Genomic DNA, 17045 nt, shown 5'->3' with positions numbered 1-17045 from the left:
CCCGTTCCGTGAAGGCCTCCTTGAGGGACCCAGGGTCCCTCAAGGAGGCCTTCACGGACCATCACCCCAGAAAGGAACACCCCGGCATGAAGTGGGGAAAGCGACTAGGAGCGGCCGTCGTCGGCATGGCCGCCGTACTGGGTGTCGTCACCGCGCCCGCGCAGGCGACCACGGCCGCCGCACCGGACATCTCGCTCGCCAACGTCAAGGCGCATTTGAGCGCGTTGCAGACCATCGCCAACCAGAACGGCGGCAACCGCGCCGCCGGACGGCCGGGCTACCCGGCGTCGGTGTCCTATGTGGCCCAGAAACTGCGCGACGCCGGCTACAACGTCACGTTGCAGTCCTGCACGAGCTGCGCGGGTTCGAACCAGAACGTCATCGCGGAATGGCCGCAGGGTGACGCGAGCCAGGTCATCATGCTCGGCGCGCACCTCGACAGCGTCAGCGCCGGCCCCGGCATCAACGACAACGGCTCGGGTTCGGCCTCGATCCTCGAAGTCGCGCTGACGCTGGCCCGTGAGAACCCGGCGATGGCCAAACGCGTCCGCTTCGGCTGGTGGGCCGACGAGGAGTCCGGCCTGCGCGGCTCCAAGTTCTACGTCAACAGCCTCCCGCAGACCGAGCGCACGAAGATCAAGACGTACCTGAACTTCGACATGATCGGCTCCGACAACTGGGGCTACTTCGTCTACGACGACGTGGCTTCGGTCAAGGCGGTGTTCGACGAGTACTTCCGCACGATCGGTATCCAGACCGAGGGCGACACCGAGGGCGACGGCCGTTCGGACCACGCGTCGTTCAAGAGCGCGGGCATCCCGGTCGGCGGTCTCGCGACCGGTGCCGGCTACACGAAGAGCGCCGCGCAGCAACAGAAATGGGGCGGCACTGCGGGCAGGCCCTTCGACAGCTGCTACCACCGCGCCTGCGACACGCTGTCGAACATCCCGGACACCCCGCTGGAGAAGAACAGCGACGCGATCGCCTACGCGCTCTGGAAGCTCGCCGTCGGCACGTCGACGGGCCCGGACTTCTCGCTCGGCCTCTCGCCGTCCTCCGGCACCGTCCAAGCGGGACAGTCGACGACCGTCACGGTCAACACCGCGACCACTTCCGGTGCGGCGCAAGCGGTCTCGCTGAGCGCGAGCGGCCTTCCCGCCGGGGCGACCGCGACGTTCAACCCCGCTTCCGTGCAGTCGGGCGGTTCTTCGACGCTCACCATCGCGACGTCGGCGAGCACTCCCAACGGCACCAGCACGATCACGGTGACCGGTGACGGGACCTCGGTGGACCGCACGGCGCAGTACACGCTCACCGTCGGCGACGTCAGCGTGCGCACGTTCACCAACGGCACCGACTTCGCGCTCAACGACTACGCGACGGTCAACAGCCCGATCACGTCCACCGCGACGGGCACGGCGACCTCGCCGGTGAAGGTGTCGATCACCGGGACGCACACCTGCTCCGAGGACCTGCGGATCAGCCTGAAGGCGCCTGACGGCAGCACGTACTCGGTCAAGGCCACCGGCTCGCTGCCCTGCACGGATCTCGGCACGCGGACCTACTCGGTCCCCGTGACCAACGAGGCCGCTTCCGGCACTTGGACGCTCGTGCTCTACGACGCCTACGCGCAGGACACCGGCACGCTCGACAGCTGGACGATCACCGTCTGACCATCCGAATGGCGAAGGCCATCTCACAAGGACACCCGGCCTCGTGGGATGGCCTTCGTGCGTGGGGAAGAATTTCGGGCAACTCTTCGATATCTGGTCTAGACCACCCGATCGTCGGTAGCGGGGGCCGGGCACCGCGACCTATGTTGAGCCGAACGGCCGCTTCCTGTTCGTTCAAACCGCTTTCGAGATGGGAGCTGGGTATGTTCGGTCGCGTCTCACGGCTGCTCGCAATCACCGGCGCGGCGGTACTCGCCGTCACCACACTCGCCGTCCTGACCCCGGCGCAGGCCTCGCCCGACGCCGAGGTCTGCGCGGTCAAATCGAAGCCCGCGGGCAAGGTCCTGCAAGGCTATTGGGAGAACTGGGACGGCGCTTCGAACGGCGTCCATCCGCCGCTGGGCTGGATCCCGATCACCGACGCCCGGATCAAGGACAACGGGTACAACGTGATCAACGCGGCCTTTCCGGTCATCCTGTCCGACGGAACGGCCAAATGGGAGGATGGGATGGACGCGACTGTGAAGGTCGCGACCCCGTCCGAAATGTGCGCCGCGAAGGACGCGGGCGCGACGATCCTGATGTCCATCGGCGGCGCCACCGCGGGAATCGATCTGAATTCGGCCACCGTGGCGGACAAATTCGTCGCGACCATCGTGCCGATCCTGAAGAAGTACAACTTCGACGGGATCGACATCGACATCGAAACCGGCCTCACCGGCAGCGGGAACATCAACACGCTCTCCGCGTCGCAGAAGAACCTCATCCGGATCATCGACGGCGTCCTCGCCGCGATGCCGCCGAACTTCGGGCTCACCATGGCGCCCGAGACCGCGTACGTCACCGGCGGCAGCGTCGTCTACGGCTCGATCTGGGGCGCGTACCTGCCGATCATCAAGAAGTACGCGGACAACGGCCGCCTGTGGTGGCTGAACATGCAGTACTACAACGGAAGCATGTACGGCTGCTCCGGCGATTCGTACCAGGCCGGGACGGTTCAGGGCTTCGTCGCGCAGACCAACTGCCTCGACAAGGGACTGGTGATCCAGGGCCAGACGATCCGCGTCCCCTACGACAAGCAGGCCCCCGGCCTGCCGGCGCAGGCGGGCGCGGGTGGCGGGTACATGTCGCCGAGCCTGGTTTCCCAGGCGTACCGCAGCATCCCCGCGCTCAAGGGCCTGATGACCTGGTCGATCAACTGGGACGGTTCGCGGAGCTGGACCTTCGGCCGGAACGTGAAATCCCTGCAGGGCCGCTAAAGCCTCGTGAGTGGTAAGGACGGTTCTAGCCGTCCTTACCACTCACGAGTCGCCACGCGGGATCGGATCGTCGTACTCCCCCGAGGGACCCGTGTACTGCTTCCCGTCGGGATAGGGCCACGGATTCGGGGCGCAGCCGTGCAGGCCGAGCGTCTGCTGCTGCATCACCGGCGCGAGGGCGCCCGGCACCGGGCATCGCTCGTGCCCGCGCCCGAGCCGGTGCCCGACCTCGTGCGTGACCATGTACTGCCGGTAGACCTCCAGCGGGGCACCGTAGCCGGGCACGCCGTGCGCCCAGCGCGCGACGTTGAGCACGACGCTGTTCCCGTTGCGGCACGAGGTGTAGCCGTCCGGCCTGCCGCACAGCACGTCGCGCGTCTTCGGCGTCGCGAGGTAGATCGTGAAATCGGCGGGACCGTCCGGCCCGGCCCGCTGCAGGCGCCACCGTCCACCGCCGGTCCAGCCGCGCGGATCGGCCAAAGTGGACTCGACCGTCTTGACGAAAGCGTCCTGGCTCACCCCCACGATGTCGGCTTCGGCGGCGAGCCGGTACCGGAGCAACCTTCCGGCGAACCCGGCGACCTGGCCTTCGCCGGTCGGGAACACCCACTGGCCGGATCCCGCCTCCGGGAAGGTGATTTCGGCGGACGGTGGCGCCAGCACGGGCTTGGGCGCGGATGACGGCGTCGTCGAGGGGACGGTGACCGGCGCCGGTGTCACCGCGGGAGGGGCGACGGAATGGTCTTCGCAACCGGCCACCATCAAAGCGCAGACGACGAGGGCCAGCGCCCGGCGCGCGGTCATCGGTCCTCCCGGAGGTCTTCGGTCACGTCCGGGGATACGAGCAGGGGCCGGGAGAAGTTGTGGGACCGCGCGCGCAACCTTTCGGCGCGCTCGCCCGTATCGTTCTCGGTCATGGGCGAGGAGGTCGGCGGACGGCTGCGGCGGCTGCGCGCCGAACGCGGCCTCACCCAGCGCGAACTCGCCGAACCGCACTACACCGCCGCGTACGTCTCTTCCGTCGAGACGGGCGCGCGGACACCGTCCGGCGACGCGGTCCGCCATTTCGCCACCCGGCTCGGCGTGGACACCGGCGAGCTGCTCGGCGTGACTTCGCCGCGCGACGACGTCCGGCTCGACCTCGACATCGCGGCGACCGCGGCGGACTTCCTGGCCGGGAGCGGTTCGGCGGCGAAGATGCGACGGCTGGCGCGGCTGGCCGAGAAGAGCGGCCGCGACCGTCAGGCCGGGCTCGCCTGGCTGTGGCTCGCGCGCTTCGCCCGGGACGACACCCTGCCGCGGCTGGTGGCCGCCGCCGAAACCGCGCTCGCCGCCGACATCCCGTCGTACCGGGGACTGGCCGCCGCGCTGCGGGCGAACGTCCTGGTCGGCCGCGGCGAGCCGCACCACGCGATGCACCTGCTCCGGACGGCGCTCGACGCGAGCCTGGAGCGTCACCCCCATCCGGTGCTCCTGCTGACCCTGCACGCGTACCTCGCCGACGGGCAGCTCCGCCTCGGCGAGACCATCCAGGCCGCGCATCACGCGGGAGAAGCACTGCGGCTGGCTCGCGGCGACGAGGCGATCCTGACCGAACTCGCCGAGAACCAGCGTCGGCTGGCCGAGGCGTATCTCGCCGAAGGACGGGTGGCCGACGCCGTCGCCGCCGTGTCGGCGCTGCACGATCTGCTCCACGAACGAGCCCTGCGCCCGGTCCTGGCCCGGTGCCTGGTCGCGCGAGCGCTGGTCCGGCGGGCCGACGACCTCGAAGGCGCTCTCGCGGACCTTCGCGCGTCACGCGCGGCCGCGCCTGATCAGGCCGTCACGCTGGAACTCGCCGACGTCTGCCGCGAATTCGGTCGTCTCGACGACGCCGCCCGTCTACTCTCCGAAGCGGCTGAAGCCATCCCTGCGGACTCGCCGCTCTCCGCGTCCCTTGTGTTCCAGCAAGGATCGCTGGCGCTGGCCCGCGGAGACCTCGAAGCAGCCGAAGCGGGCTTCGCGCACGCCATCGACGTAGCGGCCCTCCGCGACGCTCGCGGCGTCTTGGCCGCTTCGATCGACAAGGCGGGAGAGCTGCTTCGCGATCAGGGGCGCTTTCAAGAGGCCGCGGACCTACTGCGGCGTGGACTGCTCCTTCTCGGAGCCGAGGAGGACGTTTCCCAGTGACCGATGTGGACTTGGACGACATCAGCACTCGTCTGGCCGACCGGTTCGGCGCCGAGGCCGAAGGGTGGCTCGCCGGTGTCCCCGCCCTCGCCGAACGCCTCGCTTCCCGATGGGACTTCGCGCTCGGTGGGTTGTTCGACAGCGGAGCCTCGTCCGTCGTCTTTCGCTGCCGGTGGTCCGACGGGACACCGGCGGTGCTCAAACTCAGCCCGGATGGGCCGCTGCTGACCAAACAGCTCGAAATGCTGCGGGTGTTCGCCCCGTCGGGCCAGGTGCCCGGCGTCCTCGCCGCCGACGCGGACGCCGGCGCGATGGTGCTGGAGGAGATCCAGCCGGGCACCGAAGCCGAGAACCTGCCGCCGTCGACCTTGCCGGGGCGATGGGGAGAGCTGCTCGCCGCCCTGCACGCGGTCGCCCCGCCCGAGGGCTGGCCGTGGACCCTGCGCGGCCGGTTCGAGGAGTCGTTCGACCGGATCGGCCGTCGCGTCACCGAACCGGCCATCGCCGCCCGGATCGGTCCGGCCACCTGGCAGCGCGCGATCGATCGCTGCGAAAGGCTGCTGGACACACAGGCCGGCGTCGTGCTGCTCCACGGCGATCTGCACCTCGGCAACGTCCTGGACGGCGGCCCGCGCGGCCTGATCGCGATCGATCCGAAGGCGTGCGTGGGTGATCCGTGCTTCGACGCCGTCGACTACGTAGTGAGCGGCGCCGGACACGAGGGAGTCGAAGCCCGGTGCCAGGCGGTGGCGACCGCGTGCGGGCTCGACGGCGACCGGCTGTACGCCTGGAGCCGCGTCGTCGCCCCCATGTTCGCCATCTCGCACCTCACCTACGGCGGCGCGGAGCAGGCTATCGACGAATACCTCGCCCTGGCTAGCTGAGGAACGCGCGCAGCACCGAAGCGACCTGCCGGATCTCGCCCGCCCGCACGTTCTCCTGGCGGGTGTGCGCGAGCGTCGGGTCGCCAGGCCCGAAGTTCACCGCAGGAATCCCGAGAGCCGCGAAGCGCGCGACGTCGGTCCAGCCCAGCTTCGCGACCGCCTTGCCACCGGCCGCGGCGACCAGCTCGGCCGCCGCGGGAGCGCTCAGCCCGGGCAACGCACCTGGCGACAAGTCGACAATCTTGACGTCGTAGCCCTCGAAGACCTCGCGAAGGTGCGCCTCGGCCTGCTCGGCGCTCCTGTCCGGAGCGAAGCGGTGGTTGATCGTGAGCACGGCCTCGTCCGGCACGACGTTGCCCGCCACACCGCCGCCGATCTTCGTGGCCTGGAGCCCTTCGCGGTAAGTCAGGCCGTCGATGTCGACCACACGCGGCGTGTACTCGGCCAGCCTGCGCAGAGGTTCGGCGAGACCGTGGATCGCGTTGACGCCCATCCAGCCGCGCGCGGTGTGCGCCCGGGCGCCCTCGACGCGGATCTCGATCCGCATGGTGCCCTGGCAACCGCCCTCGATCCCGCCGTTCGACGGCTCACCGAGGATCGCGAGGTCGGCCTTCAGCCACTCGGGCAGCTCGCGCTCGATGCGGCCGAGACCGTTCTTCGTCGCTTCGATCTCTTCGCAGTCGTAGAACACGAAGGTGACGTCGTGCTTCGGCTCCCGGAGGGCGGCGGCGAGGTGCAGGAAGACGGCGTCGCCGCTCTTCATGTCGACGGTGCCCAGCCCGTGCAGGATCTCGTCGTCACCGGTCCCCTCGCGGCGCACGGGCATGTTCTCGTTGACCGGAACGGTGTCGAGATGCCCGGCCAGCAGCACCCGCGACGGACGGCCGAGGTTCGTACGGGCGAGGACCGCGTCACCGTTGCGGATCACCTCGAGATGCGGTGCCTGCGCCTGGAGCGCGGCCTGCACGGTGTCCGCGATGACCTTCTCCTCTTCGGAGACGCTGAAGATGTCCACCAGCGCGGCGGTGAGGTCGACGGGATCGGCGTGCAGATCGAGCGAAGGCATGCCCGCACCGTACCGCCGGGCGCCCGGGGCTACCGTGAAGGAGTGCGCATGCGAACGATCTTGGTCGCCCTCCTCCTGGTACTCAGCGGCTGCGGATCGGGCGAAGTCCCGGTGAAGGTCCGTCCGACCCAGGGCACCGGGCCGGACGTGCTGCCGATCAAGCTCAAAGCGCTGACGACCGACCAGTGCTACCTGGCGCCGGGGACCGAATCGCCCAAGAGCTGCCAGAAGTACGTCACCGAACTCTCCAGCGCCGCGGGCACCGTCCGCAAGCGCCGCCCGGACCTGTCGTCGCACGCCGACGTCCTCGACCGCCCGATCGCCGCCTTCCGCGCCGCGAACTGCCAGGACATGGCGGCTCCCGGCGGCCCGTGCGGCCAGGCGCTCGGCGACATGGCGACGGCGCTGACCAGTGTGAAGAGCCTCGTCGGCGGCTGAGGAGGGTCACTGGGTTACCGTTCAGGACGTGAGCGAGCAGACCCCTGACCCCGAAACGACCGGCGCCACCGGCGTCGGACTGGCCACCGTCACGACCGACGGCACGGTGCTGGACACCTGGTTCCCGCTGCCCAAGCTGATCGACGGCGCCGAAGGCACCGCCGGCACGGTGCGGCTGACCGCCGAGGAGGCCTCCGAGGCCCTCGGCGAGGCCGCGGCGGCGCAGCTCGGCCCGGACACCGACCGCGGTGTCGAGGTCGTCGCGGTCCGCACGACCATCGCCCGTCTCGCCGACGCGCCCGGCGACACGCACGACGTCTACCTGCGCCTCCACCTGCTGTCGCACCGCCTGGTCCGGCCGCACGGCGCGAACCTCGACGGCGTCTTCGGGCTGCTGGCGAACGTCGTGTGGACCAACCACGGGCCGTGCCCCGTCGAGGGCTTCGAGGCGACCCGGCTACGGCTGCGGGCGCGCGGCAACGTCACCGTCTACGGCGTGGACAAGTTCCCGCGGATGGTGGACTACGTCGTGCCGACCGGCGTCCGCATCGCCGACGCCGACCGCGCCCGACTCGGCGCGCACCTGGCCAACGGCACCACGGTCATGCACGAAGGCTTCGTCAACTTCAACGCCGGCACGCTCGGCGCCTCGATGGTCGAAGGCCGGATCTCGGCGGGCGTCGTGGTCGGCGACGGCTCCGACGTCGGCGGTGGCGCGTCGATCATGGGCACGCTGTCCGGCGGCGGCAAGGAGACCATCTCGATCGGCGAGCGCTGCCTGATCGGCGCGAACGGCGGCGTCGGCATCTCGCTCGGCGACGACTCGGTCGTCGAGGCTGGCCTGTACGTCACGGCCGGCACGAAGGTGACCTTCGAGGGCAAGGTCGTGAAGGCGCTGGAGCTGTCCGGCATCTCGGGCGCGGTGTTCCGGCGGAACTCCGGGACCGGCGCCGTCGAGGTCGTCGCGCGCACCGGGGTCGGCATCGAGCTGAACGCGGCCCTGCACGCCAACTGACCTGCGAAAAGAGAGCAAGGGACCTTTGCTACCACTCTCCCCCGGAGGGTGGTAGCAAAGGTCCCTTGCTGTTCTCACGGCCTGGACCACCTTGCCGGTTCACTTAGAATTCATCTTGTGACAGCCGAGACCCTGCCGCGCAAGCACGTCCCTTCGACCACTCCGGCCGCGCTCGGGCTCGGCGACCGTCCCGCGAAAGCGGGGCCGGACGATCCGGCGGCCACCCACGTCCGGGTCAAACTCGACGTCGAGATCCGCGCCCTCCTCGCGCACGAACCGGGCACCAAATCCGGTGCCGACCCCGAAGACCTCCACCAGATGCGGGTCGCGCTGCGCCGCATGCGGAGCGTCCTCAAGCTCTCGGGCCGCCTCGTCGGCCCGGACGCCGAGCCCGTGCGCGCCGAACTCGGCTGGCTCGGCCAGTCCCTCGGCGACGTCCGCGACTACGACGTCCTGATCGGACACCTCCGCGAGGTCGTCGCCGAATTCGAGGTGCGCGACCAGCCCGCCGCGCGCCGTCTGGTCTCGAAGTTCGTCACCGAACGCGGCGTCGCGAAGCGGCGGCTTACCCGCGCCCTCGCCAGCCCCAGGTACGCCTCGATGCTGCAGGACATCGGCCGCCTCGCCCGGCAGCCCGCCACCGAAGAAGCCGACGAAAGCCCCCAGACCTCGGCCGACCTCGTCGCCGGTCTCGCGAAGCCGCATCGAAAGCTCGCGAAGGCTGTGAAGGCGCTTCCCGCCGATCCTCCGGACGACGACCTTCACGCGCTTCGCATCTACGGCAAGAAACTCCGCTACGCCGCCGAGATGGCCAAGCCCGCGGCGAAGAAGAAGCAAGCGGAACGGATCCAGCGGCTGATCAAGGCCACGAAGAACTTCCAGACCGTCCTCGGAGATCACCAGGACGCCTGCGTCGCCGCCGATCGGATGCGGGGCGTGGTCGCCTCCGTCGACGCCGAAGTCGCGTTCATCGCGGGCCGGATCGCGGAGAAGGAACTCCTGCGCCGCGCCGAGGTCCGTGCCGTCTGGCGCGACGTCTGGGCGGAGGTCGACGCGGCCGCTCAGGCGGTAAGCGCGCGGATATAGCCGTCCGGGCGGATCAGCACCTGCCTTCCGTTGCCGGCTTCGTACGCGGCGAAGGCATGCCCGCCGACGTCCTCGAAGTCCACATCGGACAGTGCGCTGCCCGCGGGCAGGATCCGCCGCGCGCCTTCGGGCGCCGGACCGTCGCCGAACACCAGCACCGTCGCCTGCGGCCCGCGCAGCAGCTCGAACAGCCGGACGGATTTGCCGTTCGCGTCCTTCAGCGGCGCGTCCGGGGCGCGGTCGCCGGGCCGGATCCGGCCGGCCGCCGCGGGCGCGAGCGGGCCACCGCGGTAGCCGATGTCCAGCTGACGCGTGTTCTCGCCGCGTTCGTGCGCGTCTTCCGCGCCCTCCTTGTACTTCTCGAGGATCTGAGTGCTGATCTTCAGCACCCGCGCGGCGACCCCGCGGCGCTCGGGCTCGTAACTGTCGAGCAGTTCCGGTGAGCCGTCGGCGAGTTTCCAGCCCAGGTTGTACGCGTCCTGGACGCCGGTGTTGAGCCCTTGCCCACCGGTCGGCGGGTGGACGTGCGCCGCGTCGCCGGCGAGGAACACACGGCCGTCACGGAACCGCTCGGCGAGCCGGATGTTGGGCCGCCACACCGTCGACCAGGCGAGGTCGTGCAGCCGGACCCCGCCGCCGGACAGCTCGTCGAGCCGGGACTGCAACGTGCCGAGCGACGCCTCGACCTCCTCCTCGCCCAGCGGCGCGCCGAACTGGAAATGCGGCACCCCGGGCAGCGGCGTGAGCACGATCCCCGACATCGGATCCTCGGGCTTCGCGAACCAATGCCCGTACGCGCGATCGAGCCCCTCGGCCTGGACGTCGCCCAGCAGCATGCGGACCGACTCGTCGGTGGTGCCCTCGAACGCGATCCCGAGCGCCTTGCGCACGAAGCTCTTCCCCCCGTCCGCGCCGACGAGGTAATCGACCCGGACGCGCTCGCCCGGCAGCTCGGCGGTCACCCCTTCGGCGTCCTGCTCGAAACCGAGCAGCGGGGTGCCGAGCTCGACCTGGACGCCGAATTCGGCGAGCCGCTCACGAAGGATCCCCTCGGTCCGCGACTGGCCGAGGAAGTGGCCGTTCGGGTACGGGACGTCCGGCGTCGGCTCGGCGAGCTCGGCCATCCACCGCTCGCCGACGACCTCGCCGCCCAAATGGATCTTCACCGCCACGGGCTGCTGCCCGGCGGCCAGCACCGCGTCCAGGACGCCGAGGTCTTCGAAGACCTCCAGCGTGCGCGGTTGCAGACCGTCGCCGCGCGAACCCTCGAAGAACGTCTCGGCCTTCTCCACGATCCGCACCCCGACGCCGCGGCGCGCGAGGTCGATGGCCAGCGTGAGCCCGGTCGGCCCGGCTCCCGCGATCAGCACGTCGGTCATTCCACTCCTCCAGTGAATTGAAATTCAGTGAATCTGAATTCACTATGCTCGTTGCTAGCCTTCCGTGTCAAGGAGGTGCCGATGACGGCGATGAGCCGCAAGGAGAAGGCGGCGGAGACCGAGGCCGCGCTCAAAGAGGCGGCGAAGCGCGTTTTCGCGGCGAAGGGGTACCTGAACACCAAGATCACCGACATCACGGCGGAGGCCGGACGCGCAGCGGGTTCGTTCTACAACCACTTCGCGAGCAAGGAAGAACTGCTCGAAGCGCTTCTCGAAGATCTCGCGGCGGCGAGCGACGTCGACGCGGCCTCGCCGGAGCACATACCCGACTTCACCGACCCGCAGGCCGTGCGCTGGCACGTCTGCGCGTACTGGGATTTCCACCGCGACAACGCCGCGACGATGCTCGCGCTACGCCAAGCCGCGATGGTCAGCGACGAGTTCGCACGCACCTATGCGCGCTTCGGCGCCGCCCAGGCGGCAGATCTCCTGGACCACCTCGGGTACATCACCGCGGCGGGGATGGAACTCCCGGCGTCGGAGCGGGTCACGCTCGCGATGATGGCCGAACTGGTCAACGGTTTCGCGCACACGTGGCTGCTCGACCCGTCGGCGATCTCCGAAGAAGAAGCCGTCGAGGCGCTGACGCGGTTCGTCTACCGGGGTTTCACCGGTCGCGACGTGCGCTGAATCAGGAAGCCAGCCGCTCCACGGCCGCGTCGATCCGCTCGTCGGTCGCCGTCAAGGCGATCCGGACATGGTTCCCGCCGGTCGGCCCGTAGAACGTGCCCGGCGCGGCGAGGATGCCTCGCCCGGCGAGCCAGTCGACCGTGTCGAGCGCGGATTCACCGCGCGTGGACCAGAGATACAGCCCTGCCTCGGAATGCGAGATCTCGAAACCGCTGTCCAGCAACGCCTTCCGCAGCACCAGCCGGCGGCGCGCGTAGCGTTCCCGTTGCACGGCAAGCGCTTCGTCGTCCTTCAGCGCGGCGACCATGGCCTCCTGCACCGGCCTCGGCACGATCAGCCCGGAGTGCTTGCGGATCTCCAGCAGACCGGCGACGAGCTTCGGGTCGCCGGTGACGAAACCGGCGCGGTAGCTCGCGAGGTTCGCGGACTTCGACAGCGAATGGACGGCCAGCAGGCCGTCGAGGGAGCCGCCGTGCACGTCCGGGTGCAGGATCGACACGGGCTCGCTTTCCCAGCCCAGCGCCAGATAACACTCGTCGGAGACCACGACGACGTCGCGCTCCCGCGCCCAGTCGACGACTTTGCGCAGGTGATCGACACCGAGCACGCGCCCGGTCGGGTTGGACGGCGAATTCAGCCACAGCATCGAAGGCCGCTGCGGGCCGAGCGCGAACGTGCTGTCCGCGCGCAGCAGCGAAGCACCCGCCAGCAGCACACCGACCTCGTAGGTCGGGTACGCCACCTCGGGAATGACGACGAGATCACCGGGACCGAAGCCCAGCTGCCGCGGCAGCGAAGCGACCAGCTCCTTCGAGCCGATCGTCGGCAGCACCGCGGCCTCGGGAACACCCTCGATGCCGTGCCGCCGCGAAAGCGCGTCGATCGCGGCGGCCCTGAGCTCCGGGATCCCGTGCGTGGTCGGGTACCCCGGGATCTCCGACACGGACGCGAGTGCCGCGCGGATGCTCTCGGGGACCGGGTCCACCGGCGTGCCGATCGACAGGTCGACGATGCCGCCGGGATGTGCCTGGGCCTTCGCCTTGGCCTCGGCGAGGGAATCCCAGGGAAAATCGGGAAGAGCGACCCGGCTCATTCGCCCTGCGGGGGAAGAGCCTTGATGAAGGCGGGGTCGTGACTGGTCTTGCCGACCTTGGAGGCGCCACCGGGCGAGCCGAGCTCGTCGAAGAAGTCGACGTTGGCCTTGGTGTAGTCGTTCCACTCGTCGGGGACGTCGTCCTCGTAGTAGATCGCCTCGACGGGGCAGACCGGCTCGCAGGCACCGCAGTCGACGCATTCGTCCGGGTGGATGTACAGCATGCGGTCACCCTCGTAGATGCAATCCACGGGGCACTCGTCGATACACGCCTTGTCGAGCACGTCGACGCAGGGCTCGGCGATCACGTAGGTCACTGCGTACTCCTGCTTTATCTCTGCTTCACCAGTCTGCAACGGACATTACGCGCCCACGGGCGCGACCGGCCCGCTTAGGCCACCCTTATCCGTACCTCGGGTATGGGCTTTCAGCGGTCTTTCCGGCGCGGCGGCGGAGTGGCCCTGCTGTCCCCAGTGATGACGAACTGCGGCGCGGCGGGCTTCGCCGCCGCTGCGTCCTTGTCGACGGCCTTTTCCGCGCCCAACGCCCGGTTGAAGCCGTCGGAAATCTCGCGAACCAGGTCTTCGTTGTGCCTGTCGTCCTTGCGCGCGATGCTCATCGGGGTCCCTCCACTGCCTTCCTTGGCACAATCTAACCGTGAACAGTGCGGAAATGCTCGAGCTCACCTGTAGCCGGGCTTGGACGCCCCTGCTGGAGGGCCGGATCGGCGACTGGAGGCTCCGCTGGGCGGACGGGTTCACCGCCCGGGCCAACAGTGCCCTGGCGATCGGTGACCCGGGAAAACCGCTGCCAGACGCCCTGCGGGCGGTCTGTGACTTCGCCCACGATCATGCCATCCCAGCGGTCGTTCAGGTGATCCAGAACACGTCTCTCGAGGACGAACTCGCCGCCTCCGGCTGGGTCCACCATGTGGAACACAAGCCCGCGCACGAGGTTCGCCTGCTCACCGGGCCGCTCTCGCGCGGGACCTCGGCGGGAGCGGTGATCCTCGACGAGCCGACGTCCGGATGGTGGGAGATGACGGCGGGCAGCGCCGACCCGCCGGAGGCGCCGCGCCACGTCCTCGGCACCGGCAAGGTCGGCTTCGGGATCGTGGAGCTGGACGGCGTCACGGCCGGCGCGGTGCGCGGAGCGGTCGTCGGCGAGTGGCTGCACATCGCCCGTTTGGAGGTACGGCCGGAGTTCCGGCGGCGAGGGCTGGCGCGCGGGCTGATGAACGCCGTGGGCGCCTGGGGCGCCGGTCAGGGCGCGAACGGGATGCTCCTGCAGGTCGCGATGGCGAACTCCGGCGCGCTGAAGCTGTACGAGAGCCTGGGCTGTACGGAGCACCACAGGTACCGCTACTGGGCCCCGGGACCCGGCGCGTGCGAGGATCGCCCGTCGTGAAGGTCGTCATTTTGGTCGGCGGAGTGGGCGGGGCCCGCTTCCTGCTGGGGGTCAAGCAAGCACTGGGTCTGCCCGCGACCGGTTCCGCACCGGAATCGCCGCACGAGGTGACCGCGCTGGTGAACACCGGGGACGACGTGTGGATGCACGGTCTGCGCATCTGCCCGGACCTGGACACCTGCATGTACACCCTCGGCGGGGGGATCGACACCGAACGCGGCTGGGGCCACGCCGGCGAGACCTGGACGGTCAAGGAGGAGCTCGCCGCCTATGGCGCCGAGCCGACCTGGTTCGGCTTGGGCGACAAGGACATCGCGACGCATCTCATCCGTTCGCGGATGCTGCGCGCGGGCTATCCGCTGTCCCAGGTCACCGAGGCGCTGTGCGATCGCTGGCAGCCGGGCGTGCGCCTGCTGCCGATGTCGGACGACCGCGTCGAAACGCATGTCGTGATCGACGGCCCCGAAGATCCGGACCAGCGCAAGGCGATCCACTTCCAGGAATGGTGGGTGCGCTACCGCTCCGAGCCGAAGGCGCATTCGATCATCGCCGTCGGCGCCGACGAGGCCAAGCCGGCGCCGGGTGTGCTCGACGCGATCGCGGCCGCCGACGTCGTGCTGTTCGCGCCGTCCAATCCGGTGGTCTCGGTGGGCACGACGCTCGGCGTCCCCGGCATCCGCGACGCGCTGCGGAAGACGCGCGCCAAGGTCGTCGGTGTCTCGCCGATCATCGGCGGGAAGGCGTTGCGCGGCATGGCCGACGCGTGCCTGAGCGCGATCGGCGTGGAGACCTCCGCCGAAGCCGTCGGGCGGCATTACGGCTCCCGCAAGGAATCCCCGGACGGCGTGCTCGACGGCTGGCTGGTCGCCGAGGGTGAGACCGTCGACGTGCCGGGAGTCGCGGTCCGCGACGTGCCCCTGCTGATGTCCGATGTGGACGCCACGGCCGCCATGGTGCGCGCCGCTTTCGATCTGGCGGGAGTTTCCGTTGACTGACCATGCTTCGGCGAAGATCGAGATCCTGCCCGTCGAAGGCCTGCCGGAGTTCCGGCCCGGCGACGATCTGACCGGCGCCATCGTCACCGCGGCCCCGTGGCTGCGTTCAGGCGACGTCCTGGTCGTGACGAGCAAGATCGTCTCCAAGACCGAGGGCATGCTGATCCGCGTCCCGTCCGACCCCGAGGAGCGTGACGCCGCCCGGCGCAGGCTCGTCGAGGAGGAGTCCGTCCGCGTGATCGCGCGGATCAACCGGACGGTGATCACCGAGAACAAACTCGGCATCGTGCAGGCGGCGTCCGGGGTGGACGCGTCGAACGTGGCCGCGGGCGAGGTCGCGCTGCTGCCGTCGGATCCGGACGCGTCCGCGCTCGCGCTGCGGAACGGGCTGCGCGAACGGCTCGGCGTCGAGGTCGCGGTCGTGGTCACCGACACGATGGGCCGCGCGTGGCGGGTCGGGCAGACCGACGCCGCGATCGGCGCGTCCGGCCTGCGGGTGCTGCATTCGTACGCGGGCGAGGTCGACGGCCAGGGCAACGAACTCGCCGTCACCGAGGTGGCGATCGCCGACGAACTCGCCGCCGCGGCGGATCTGGTGAAGGGCAAGCTCGGCGGGACGCCGGTCGCCGTCGTACGCGGCCTCCAGCTCACCGACGACGGTTCGACCGCCCGGAAACTGCTCCGGCCGGTCGAGGAGGATCTGTTCCGCCTCGGCACCAACGAATCCATCGCGCAGGGCCGCCGGGAAGCCGTGCTCGCGCGGCGCTCGATCCGCTCCTTCACCGGCGAGCCGGTCGATCCCGAGGTGCTGCGCCGCGCGGTCGGCACCGCGCTGACGGCGCCCGCGCCGCATCATACGAAGCCGGTCCGGTTCGTGTGGCTGCGCGAGGAAGGCTTGCGCCGCAAGCTTCTCGACGCGATGAAGGCGTCGTGGCAGGCGGATCTCGAAGGCGACGGCTTCACGCCCGAGCAGGTCGCGAAGCGGCTCAGTCGCGGCGACATCCTGTACAACGCGCCCGAGGTCGTGGTGCCGTTCCTCGTCGCCGAGGGCGCGCACACCTACCGCGACGACCGCCGGAACGCTTGTGAGCACACGATGTTCACCGTCGCCGGCGGCGCGGCCGTGCAGGGCCTGCTGGTCGCGCTCGCCGCCGAAGACCTCGGCTCGTGCTGGATCGGGTCGACGATTTTCGCGTCCGACATCGTGCGCGACGTCCTCGGCCTGGACGAGCGCTGGGAACCGCTCGGCGCGGTCGCGATCGGCCATCCCGCCGCCCTCCCGCCCGCGCGGGGCCCTGTCGAACCCGGTGAAGGACTTCTCGAACTGTGACCCTGCACGACGACGTCGTGTCCACATTGTCCGGTTGGCGACCGGCGGACGCGGCCCAGGAATCCTTGCGCCAGGCCTATCTCGGCTTCCTCGCCGCGCGAGACGACGTCTGCCGCCGCGAATGCGCGGCCGGGCACATCACCGCGTCGGCCGTCCTTCTCGACGCCGACGCGGAGAACGTGCTTCTCACCCTGCATCCGCGGGTCGGACGCTGGTTGCAGCTCGGCGGGCATTGCGAACCCGGCGACGCGACGCTCGCGGATGCCGCGCTTCGTGAGGCGCGCGAAGAATCCGGCATCGACGACCTGCTGATCGACCCGGCTCCGGTGCATCTCGACGTGCACCCGATCACGTGCTCGCTCGGCGTGCCGACCCGGCATTTCGACGTGCGGTTCGTGGTGCGCGCACCCCGCGGGGCACAACCGGTCCAAAGCGACGAATCGGACGATCTTCGTTGGTGGCCGGTGGATTCCCTCCCGAAAGGTTCGGAAGATCTCGCCGAACTGATGGAAGCCGCCGTGCCCGCGGCGTCCGGCCGTTAGGGTGTCGGCTGACGTTCTT

Annotated in this window: 18 protein-coding genes; 12 read left to right on the top strand and 6 right to left on the bottom strand. The window is 69.9% G+C overall.

What is annotated here, in order from left to right:
* Window positions 1–86: 86 nt before the first annotated feature.
* Entirely contained in the window at window positions 87–1673 is a 1587-nt protein-coding gene (locus DMC61_RS24580) for a M28 family peptidase (protein ID WP_125691528.1), read from the top strand.
* A 203-nt stretch (window positions 1674–1876) separates the two neighbouring features.
* A complete protein-coding gene (locus DMC61_RS24575; protein ID WP_125691526.1) occupies window positions 1877–2932 on the top strand; it encodes a chitinase in 1056 nt (351 codons plus the stop codon).
* A 42-nt stretch (window positions 2933–2974) separates the two neighbouring features.
* Here DMC61_RS24575 and DMC61_RS24570 read toward each other — a convergent pair whose 3' ends face one another.
* Window positions 2975–3736 (bottom strand): DUF3152 domain-containing protein, encoded by a 762-nt coding sequence (locus DMC61_RS24570; RefSeq protein WP_125691524.1) that lies wholly within the window; start codon window positions 3734–3736, stop codon window positions 2975–2977.
* Between the two features lie 111 nt (window positions 3737–3847).
* On the opposite strand from DMC61_RS24570, the gene DMC61_RS24565 reads away from it, so the two are divergent.
* Entirely contained in the window at window positions 3848–5101 is a 1254-nt protein-coding gene (locus DMC61_RS24565) for a helix-turn-helix transcriptional regulator (protein WP_125691522.1), read from the top strand.
* Window positions 5098–5985, top strand: a complete 888-nt coding sequence (locus DMC61_RS24560; RefSeq protein ID WP_125691521.1) for an aminoglycoside phosphotransferase family protein — start codon at window positions 5098–5100, stop codon at window positions 5983–5985. Before DMC61_RS24565 ends, DMC61_RS24560 begins: the two co-directional genes overlap by 4 nt.
* Here the strand turns inward: DMC61_RS24560 and dapE are convergent.
* Entirely contained in the window at window positions 5978–7051 is a 1074-nt protein-coding gene (gene dapE / locus DMC61_RS24555; RefSeq protein WP_125691519.1) for a succinyl-diaminopimelate desuccinylase, read from the bottom strand. The genes DMC61_RS24560 and dapE overlap by 8 nt on opposite strands.
* A gap of 48 nt (window positions 7052–7099) precedes the next feature.
* On the opposite strand from dapE, the gene DMC61_RS24550 reads away from it, so the two are divergent.
* The 3 genes from DMC61_RS24550 to DMC61_RS24540 all read left to right on the top strand — a co-directional run bounded on the left by DMC61_RS24550 (window position 7100) and on the right by DMC61_RS24540 (window position 9590).
* Window positions 7100–7489, top strand: coding sequence for a hypothetical protein (locus tag DMC61_RS24550; RefSeq protein ID WP_233594927.1), 390 nt, complete (start codon window positions 7100–7102; stop codon window positions 7487–7489).
* A gap of 28 nt (window positions 7490–7517) precedes the next feature.
* Window positions 7518–8504: a 2,3,4,5-tetrahydropyridine-2,6-dicarboxylate N-succinyltransferase gene (gene dapD, locus DMC61_RS24545; protein WP_125691515.1), complete on the top strand. Its 987-nt coding sequence runs from the start codon at window positions 7518–7520 to the stop codon at window positions 8502–8504.
* A 117-nt stretch (window positions 8505–8621) separates the two neighbouring features.
* Entirely contained in the window at window positions 8622–9590 is a 969-nt protein-coding gene (locus DMC61_RS24540) for a CHAD domain-containing protein (RefSeq protein ID WP_125691513.1), read from the top strand.
* Here the strand turns inward: DMC61_RS24540 and DMC61_RS24535 are convergent.
* On the bottom strand, window positions 9566–10969 hold the full coding sequence (locus DMC61_RS24535) for an FAD-dependent monooxygenase (RefSeq protein WP_125691511.1): 1404 nt from the start codon (window positions 10967–10969) through the stop codon (window positions 9566–9568). The two genes, DMC61_RS24540 and DMC61_RS24535, sit on opposite strands and share 25 nt — an antisense overlap.
* 81 nt (window positions 10970–11050) lie before the next feature.
* Here DMC61_RS24535 and DMC61_RS24530 point away from each other — a divergent pair, with 81 nt between their 5' ends.
* Window positions 11051–11659 (top strand): TetR/AcrR family transcriptional regulator, encoded by a 609-nt coding sequence (locus tag DMC61_RS24530; protein ID WP_125691509.1) that lies wholly within the window; start codon window positions 11051–11053, stop codon window positions 11657–11659.
* 1 nt (window position 11660) lies between these two features.
* Here DMC61_RS24530 and dapC read toward each other — a convergent pair whose 3' ends face one another.
* From dapC to DMC61_RS24515, 3 genes are all read right to left on the bottom strand, one after another.
* Window positions 11661–12752, bottom strand: a complete 1092-nt coding sequence (gene dapC, locus DMC61_RS24525; protein ID WP_125691507.1) for a succinyldiaminopimelate transaminase — start codon at window positions 12750–12752, stop codon at window positions 11661–11663.
* The gene (gene fdxA, locus DMC61_RS24520) at window positions 12749–13069 is read right to left on the bottom strand and encodes a ferredoxin (RefSeq protein ID WP_016331413.1); all 321 of its coding nucleotides are present in this window, start codon (window positions 13067–13069) and stop codon (window positions 12749–12751) included. Before fdxA ends, dapC begins: the two co-directional genes overlap by 4 nt.
* A 110-nt stretch (window positions 13070–13179) precedes the next feature.
* Entirely contained in the window at window positions 13180–13371 is a 192-nt protein-coding gene (locus DMC61_RS24515; RefSeq protein ID WP_125691505.1) for a hypothetical protein, read from the bottom strand.
* 53 nt (window positions 13372–13424) lie between these two features.
* Between DMC61_RS24515 and DMC61_RS24510 the strand changes: the two genes are divergently transcribed.
* The 4 genes from DMC61_RS24510 to DMC61_RS24495 are packed head-to-tail and all read left to right on the top strand — an operon-like array spanning window position 13425 to window position 17026.
* Window positions 13425–14159, top strand: a complete 735-nt coding sequence (locus DMC61_RS24510) for an N-acetyltransferase (protein ID WP_125691755.1) — start codon at window positions 13425–13427, stop codon at window positions 14157–14159.
* Window positions 14156–15154: a 2-phospho-L-lactate transferase gene (gene cofD / locus DMC61_RS24505; protein ID WP_125691503.1), complete on the top strand. Its 999-nt coding sequence runs from the start codon at window positions 14156–14158 to the stop codon at window positions 15152–15154. The genes DMC61_RS24510 and cofD overlap by 4 nt, the downstream gene beginning before the upstream one ends.
* Window positions 15147–16484: a coenzyme F420-0:L-glutamate ligase gene (locus tag DMC61_RS24500; protein WP_199750089.1), complete on the top strand. Its 1338-nt coding sequence runs from the start codon at window positions 15147–15149 to the stop codon at window positions 16482–16484. Before cofD ends, DMC61_RS24500 begins: the two co-directional genes overlap by 8 nt.
* On the top strand, window positions 16481–17026 hold the full coding sequence (locus DMC61_RS24495) for an NUDIX hydrolase (protein WP_125691500.1): 546 nt from the start codon (window positions 16481–16483) through the stop codon (window positions 17024–17026). Before DMC61_RS24500 ends, DMC61_RS24495 begins: the two co-directional genes overlap by 4 nt.
* Window positions 17027–17045: the final 19 nt, after the last annotated feature.

The organism is Amycolatopsis sp. WAC 04169, assembly GCF_003947535.1.
GTDB lineage: Bacteria > Actinomycetota > Actinomycetes > Mycobacteriales > Pseudonocardiaceae > Amycolatopsis > Amycolatopsis keratiniphila.
The sequence above is the reverse complement of the archived record's forward strand: the minus strand, read 5'-3'. Positions and strand labels throughout refer to the sequence as shown.